The sequence below is a fragment of the uncultured Campylobacter sp. genome (genome assembly GCF_938045535.1).
Classification (GTDB): Bacteria; Campylobacterota; Campylobacteria; order Campylobacterales; family Campylobacteraceae; genus Campylobacter_B.
Genome location: NZ_CALIMQ010000158.1, coordinates 1 through 6,095, shown reverse-complemented (window position 1 = coordinate 6,095; position 6,095 = coordinate 1). Strand labels below are relative to the sequence as shown.

The 6,095-nt window shown below is 48.7% G+C and carries 5 protein-coding genes; all 5 read left to right on the top strand.

What is annotated here, in order from left to right:
- Positions 1-187 precede the first annotated feature (187 nt).
- A complete protein-coding gene (locus Q0095_RS05045) occupies positions 188-1,612 on the top strand; it encodes an SPFH domain-containing protein (protein WP_297881950.1) in 1,425 nt (474 codons plus the stop codon).
- Between the two features lie 135 nt (positions 1,613-1,747).
- Positions 1,748-2,047, top strand: coding sequence for a hypothetical protein (locus Q0095_RS05040; RefSeq protein ID WP_297881948.1), 300 nt, complete (start codon positions 1,748-1,750; stop codon positions 2,045-2,047).
- A 244-nt stretch (positions 2,048-2,291) separates the two neighbouring features.
- Entirely contained in the window at positions 2,292-3,035 is a 744-nt protein-coding gene (locus tag Q0095_RS05035) for a hypothetical protein (protein ID WP_297881946.1), read from the top strand.
- Positions 3,036-3,152: 117 nt separating this feature from the next.
- Positions 3,153-3,893 (top strand): sulfite exporter TauE/SafE family protein, encoded by a 741-nt coding sequence (locus tag Q0095_RS05030; RefSeq protein ID WP_297881944.1) that lies wholly within the window; start codon positions 3,153-3,155, stop codon positions 3,891-3,893.
- Between the two features lie 90 nt (positions 3,894-3,983).
- Positions 3,984-5,615: a DUF6138 family protein gene (locus Q0095_RS05025; RefSeq protein ID WP_297881942.1), complete on the top strand. Its 1,632-nt coding sequence runs from the start codon at positions 3,984-3,986 to the stop codon at positions 5,613-5,615.
- Positions 5,616-6,095 lie beyond the last annotated feature (480 nt).

The window sequence follows — 6,095 nt, the reverse complement described above, 5'->3', positions numbered from 1 at the left end:
CATATTCCTTATTTTCTTTTGCATTTTTTCTTTCTTCTAAAAGGTATTGAAATATACGCTGCGATATTACATAAAATCTCATTAAAATTGCGTAAATTTTAACCGCTGTCGCCGCGATTATTTATTATTTTTCAAAGTAAATTTTTATATAATCCATTTTAAATTTAGCATTTTTAAAGGAGAGAAAATGGGTGAAATTTTATATTTAATAGGCGCCGCCGTCGGGGTTTTAATCGCGCTTTTTATCATCGTACCGCTGTTTTTCAGGCGTATAGTGGAGACGAACGAAGTGCATATCGTCCAAAGCGCGCGCAAGACGACGAGCTACGGCAAAGATACCGGCAACGGCAACAGCTACTATGAATTCCCGAGCTGGGTGCCGGCGCTGGGCGTTACGAAGATCGTTTTGCCGGTCTCGGTCTTTAGCATCAAGATCGAGGATTATGAGGCGTATGATCTGGGCAGGCTTCCTTTCGTAGTCGATATTACAGCGTTTTTTAGGATCGTGGATTCAAATTTAGCCGCACAACGCGTCAATAATTTTCAAGATTTGAATAACCAGCTTACCAATATCATCCAAGGCTCGATTCGTTCGATCCTTTCGAGCCGCGTGCTTGAGGACATCTTGCAGATCCGCTCCGAGCTCGGAGATGATTTTACCAAGGCGGTAAAGACGCAGCTGCAAAACTGGGGTATCGAGCCCGTCAAAAACATCGAGCTGATGGATATCCGAGATAGCAGCGGCAGCAAGGTTATCTTTAACATCATGGAGAAGAAAAAATCCCAGATCGAAAAGGAAAGCCGCGTCGAGGTTGCAAACAACACCAAGCTCGCCCAGATCGCCGAGATTGAAGCTGCGCAGGCAACTGAAGTGCGCCAGCAGGAGGCCAACAAGATGGTGGGCCTTAAGACCGTCGAAAACGAGCGCGAAGTCGCGATCTCAAAGGAGCAGGCCGAGCAGCTCATCAAGGATCAGCAAAAGATAACGCAGGAAAAGGCGATGGAGGTCGTGCGGGTAAACGACGTCAAGCAGGCCGAGATCAAAAAGCAAGTGGAGATCGTAAAGGCCGAGCAGGAGCAGCGCAAGATCGAGATCGACGCCGAAGCGCGCAAAAATGCCAAGATCCGCGACGCCGAAGCGATCAAGGAAAATCAAATTTTAGTAGCGCAGGGCGATAAAGAGAAGCAGTTTCTCGCCGCCGCGGCGCTTTTGGAGATGAAGGACAAAGAGGCGCAGGGTACGCTAAAGATAGGCTCTGCCGAGGCCGAGGCGCTTAGGCTAAAAGAGCTCGCGCCCGTAAACGCACAGATCGAGCTGGCGCGCGAGATCGGCGAAAATCAGGGCTATCAGACCTATCTCATTTCGATCAAACAGATCGAAGCGAACCGCGACATCGGTCTGGAGCAGGCCAAGGCACTAAGCGCGGCGGATCTTAAGATCATCGCGAACGAAGGCAGCGTGGGCGAGGGGATGAGTAAATTCGGCGAAATTTTAAGCGCCAAGGGCGGCACGCAGCTAGCCGCGATGCTCGAAGCGCTAAATCAAAGCGAGGTCGGCAAAAAGGTGCTGGATAAAATTTCAGGTGCTAAGAGTGAGGACAAATCCGAGTAATATTTGCAGTCTCGGGCGAGTAAAATTTTAAATTTATACGATAGCGGCGCTGTGGACGAGGGTAAATTTGAGTAATAGCTGGTGGCGAGATTATTGCGCTCTTGATAGGAGCAAAATTCTGGGGATAAATTTTGAGTGATAGCTAGCGGCACCGCGCGGGCGAGCAAATTTGAGCGGTCTGCCCGTCCGGGCGGGTTGTCTGCCTGTACTTGGATAAAATTTAAGGTGCTAGTGAAATTTAAAGGTTGCGAAATTTCAAATACTCGCGGAATTTCGGATTTTCGTGGGATTTTAAAACGTCACGAAATTTTAAATATCGTGAAATTTAAACGCCGCGGAATTTTAAATGCTCGTAAAATTTCAGGTCCTTGTGTGCGAGTATTTAAAGGCGGTGCGGTATCGCAAGTATTCGCAGAGCGCCGAAACTGCGGGTAAATTTTAAAAAATTGGCAAGGTGAGATTTAAAATTTAGGCGCGGGTGCATAGCGCTCACGGATTGCACTTAGTAGTTGTAGGTTGCCGCCAAATGCTTGAGTTCTGCCGCCAACGTTCAAATTTTACCGACTAGCGAGGCTAAATTTATTCGGTTCGCATGAAATTTTAAGAAGCGCGAGCCGTTTGAGGCAGCGCAAATAGCATAAAATTTAACCCGCCTGCATGAAATTTTAAGGAGCGCACGATGGCAAACGCCGTAAATTCCGCGCAGTACCAAGCGCGCATCAAACAGGCGGAAACTCTTTTCGAGGGGCGAAATTTTACCCGGTGCCAAACGATAAATTTAAGCGGCGGATATGAGATCGTAAAAGACGCATATGGGCCCAGCACGGCAAGCTTTGGCGGCGGCGAATACGCGCTGTTTGGCGCGCCGCAGATAAAAAGCCTACGCCGCATAGACGATGGGAGCGGCGGCTGCGTAGCCCATCTCAAAAGCCGCGCGATAAAAACTTGGCGCTGTATAGACGATAGGGCAGAATTTTTTAGCCTAATTCGCCACGCAGACGGCAAATTTTACCTCGTCTTTCGCCAGGATCTATACGGCTATAGCGTGCTTGAACTGGATTGCGGGCGAATTATGCGCTTCGTGCCGGACGCCTGGACGCTCGGCAAGGAGAGCTTCATTTGGGGCGGCGTGCACTATCTGCGGGACTGGGACGCGCTGGTCGTAAGCGGTTGCTACTGGGGCGCTCCAAACGGCGTGCATTTGGTGAGCTTTGCCGAGCCGATGAGCGAAGAGCAGAGATATGTCGATGTTTTAGACTGCATACAGGGCGGTTACGACATCTACGAGCAGGCTGATTTTGCGGGCTTTGAAGATAATGAACTGAGCCTGAAATGCTTCCGCGCGGACACCTTGCGATATGAAAAAGTAAAAATTTCGCGCGAGCAATACCGCGAATGGATGCGCGAAGCAAAACGGCTATAAGGCTTAAATTTGCTAAATTTCGCGCTTAAATTTCAAGGCTTGCAAGCGGTAAAATTTAAGACAAGCCGCAAAAAGCGAAATTCAGCGAGATCAAAGGGGCTGAAATAAGGAATATGGATGTTTTTTGAATACATTTTAATCGGCGCCTGCGTAGGCTTTATCAGCGGATTTTTCGGTATCGGCGGCGGCACCGTCGTGGTGCCTGTGATGATGCTCTTCGGCTACGATGTCAAGTACGCCATCGGCATTAGCATCATGCAGATGATCTTTAGCTCGATCTTCGGTTCGTTCGTAAATTTTAAAAGCAAAATGCTAGACGTCGCGCCCGCGCTGGTGCTGGGGCTCGGGGGCTTTTGCGGCGCGCTTAGCAGCGGCTTTATCGTAAGCTATTTTTCGTCAAAATTCCTTCTGGGCACGCTTATTTTGGTGCAGATCGTAAATTTAATCAAACTCTTTAAAACCCCGACCGAGCCCGCGAGCGAGGCCAACGAATCTAAAATTTTGCTCTTTATCGTGGGGCTGTTCGTCGGCGCCGTGGCGATCAGCGTGGGTATTGGCGGCGCGGTATTTGTGATGCCTATTTTGATCAGTTTTTTAAACTACGACATCAAAAAGGCCGTCAGCACGGGGCTGTTTTTCGTGATATTTTCCTCAAGCGCGGGCTTTATTAGTCTTGCCGCACACGGGCTCGTGTACTACGAAATCGGCGCGTTACTCGGCGTCGGCTCGCTAGCGGGCGTTTATGCGGGCGTCAAAACCTCGCACAGGATCGGCAAAAAAGCTCAAAAGCGCTGGATGATCGCACTTATCGTTACGATACTTTGTATAACGGTTAGGAAATTTTTGGCTTTGAGCTAGGCGTGCTTGCCGAATCGAAGCTAAAATCGGATCTAAATTTAGTTGCGGCGCCTTGCCGCTAAATTTAACTCAAATTTAAAAGGATCGTCAATGAACGAAGCTCAAATTTCGCTAGCGGGCAAAATTTCGGACTCGCTAAAGCGCCTGATCGCGGGCAAACTTGGCTCGCAGTACAAGGGCGAGGCGCCGTATTCGGGGTGTCGCGTGCAAGAGGGGTATTTTGATTTTTTGGGCGTGGAGTGCCGCGGATCGCGCATCAGGCTCTACCTTCACGACTTTGGCGCGGACAGCTTTAGAGCCGATGCGCCCGAGATAGACGAGCTAGAGTGCGAGGAGTTTGAGGCCGTCGTCCCGCTCATCGCAAAGAGCGTGGAGGAGGAGTTTTTGGCTGAAGTAAATCTGCCGTTTTTTGCGTATAAGCTGGATTTAGCGGTCAAATTTGAAGGTGCGAGCGGTAGTCTGGCACAACGCAGCTGCGAGCGTAAATTTTACTTTGAAAACACTGCGCGAAAAGCCGAGCTAAGGCGTAAAATGGATGATTATATAGACGAGATCATCATCCGCCGCGATAAAAAGATCAAAGACGGCCGCGAGATTTTCGTGTTTATGGACCGCATTTTCGATCTTTCGCTTATGGATTACGACGAAACGGCGCTAATGGCGCTGCTTGAACGGGTTATCGCCGCGGTACAGGACGCCAAGAACAGGCGGCTTTTGGGGGATTTTATCATCGCGCTAGAGAATAATCTGCGGCGCTGGAAAGAGGAGAAATTTCTGCCGAAATTTTATGATATCAGCGATGACGGCTGGAGCAAAGATTACGAGCTTAAAAAGGATTTTACGCGGCAAAGCGTGGACGCGGGCGAGCTTGCGTTTTTCGTGCGTGCGGCGTTTTGGAATATCAAATTTAAGCGCTATAGCTGGGATGTGGATCTTGCGCGCAAGGATTTGGAGTGCGCGGCGAAGATTTTCGGCTCGGCTCAGGCGCAAAGCTATCTGGATCACGGCACGGGCGAGTTTGAGGGCGAGCTAGTAAAATTTAAAGACGCGGACGCGGAGTGTCTAGCGAACGATGTTTTTGCACAGGTTCGCGTAAAAATCAAAAACGAAACGGCGGATGCGTATAAAAAGGCGCTAAATTTCATCGTAAAGCTGCTGCAAGCGGGCTTTCCTGCAAGCTACGCCGTAAAGCTTAGCTCCAAAGCGCAGAAAACTTATCTGCCGATCAAAGGCCTTGCGCCTACGCCCACGCACCGCTTTTTCGCCGCCGCGCTCGCGCACGGGCTCGACGGGGAGCTTGAGCTTTACGCGAACGAGGCGTTAAAGCACAAGTTTGAGTTCTACGCCGACACGGACGGCAAAAAGTGCCTGGCAAGCGGCAGTTACGCGGTTTTCGGCCTTGCGCTAAAGAGCGAAAAATACTTTGGTCTCGCGCGGCGCTACTTTGAGGCGGTAGATGCCGAACATCAGAGCGCGCATATAAAATTTATTGAGGCGTTTATCGATCGCTACGGCATCAGCGAGCGTAGTTTAGAAGTGATCGTCGCGGGGCTGCTGTCATATCAGGAGGATAAAATTTACAAAAGCTTGAAGGCGCTAATGAAGGGGCCCATGAACAAAGCTTTGTTTCTGCACGCGATCTCGGGGCTACAGGAGCACGAGAAAGAGAGCGCGGCGTATGCCGTGTGGGGTAAAAACTGGCGGAAGGAAATTTCGGGTTAAATTTTGCGATTTTAAGGCTTGTCTTTTTGGTTTATACTTCGTTAGAAATTTCGCCGAATTTCAGTCACGTATTTATATATACGCTCCTTCCATTCGGCTCATTTCTGCCTCGTCTAAACGCAAAAATACTTCGCCTTAACTTTTTACGTTCAAATTTGAAGTTAAATTTACAAATTTCGGTCTTAAATTTTATCCGCTGAGACCCGCACCGCAAAAATTCTAAAATTTATAACCCCTATGCCTTAATCAAATTTGCAGTTAAATTTAGTAAAATCGGTAAAAAATATTCAAGACAGAATAGGCGTAGTTTAACTTTAAAATTTTAACCCGTGAGGGCGCGTATATGAAATACGTAACCGAAACGGGTTTAAAATTTTAAAGCTTGAAATCCGTCATTTATGGGGAATTATAATGTTAGTTCATATTTGTTGCTCCGTCGACAGCCACTATTTCCTGCAACGCCTGCGCGCCGACCGTCCG

What these genes read in the sequence shown, in the direction of transcription:
- Q0095_RS05045 (WP_297881950.1), top strand. Translation starts at nt 188, where the DNA reads ATGGGTGAAATTTTATATTTAATAGGCGCCGCCGTCGGGGTTTTAATC.
- Q0095_RS05035 (WP_297881946.1), top strand. Translation starts at nt 2,292, where the DNA reads ATGGCAAACGCCGTAAATTCCGCGCAGTACCAAGCGCGCATCAAACAG.
- Q0095_RS05030 (WP_297881944.1), top strand. Translation starts at nt 3,153, where the DNA reads ATGTTTTTTGAATACATTTTAATCGGCGCCTGCGTAGGCTTTATCAGC.
- Q0095_RS05025 (WP_297881942.1), top strand. Translation starts at nt 3,984, where the DNA reads ATGAACGAAGCTCAAATTTCGCTAGCGGGCAAAATTTCGGACTCGCTA.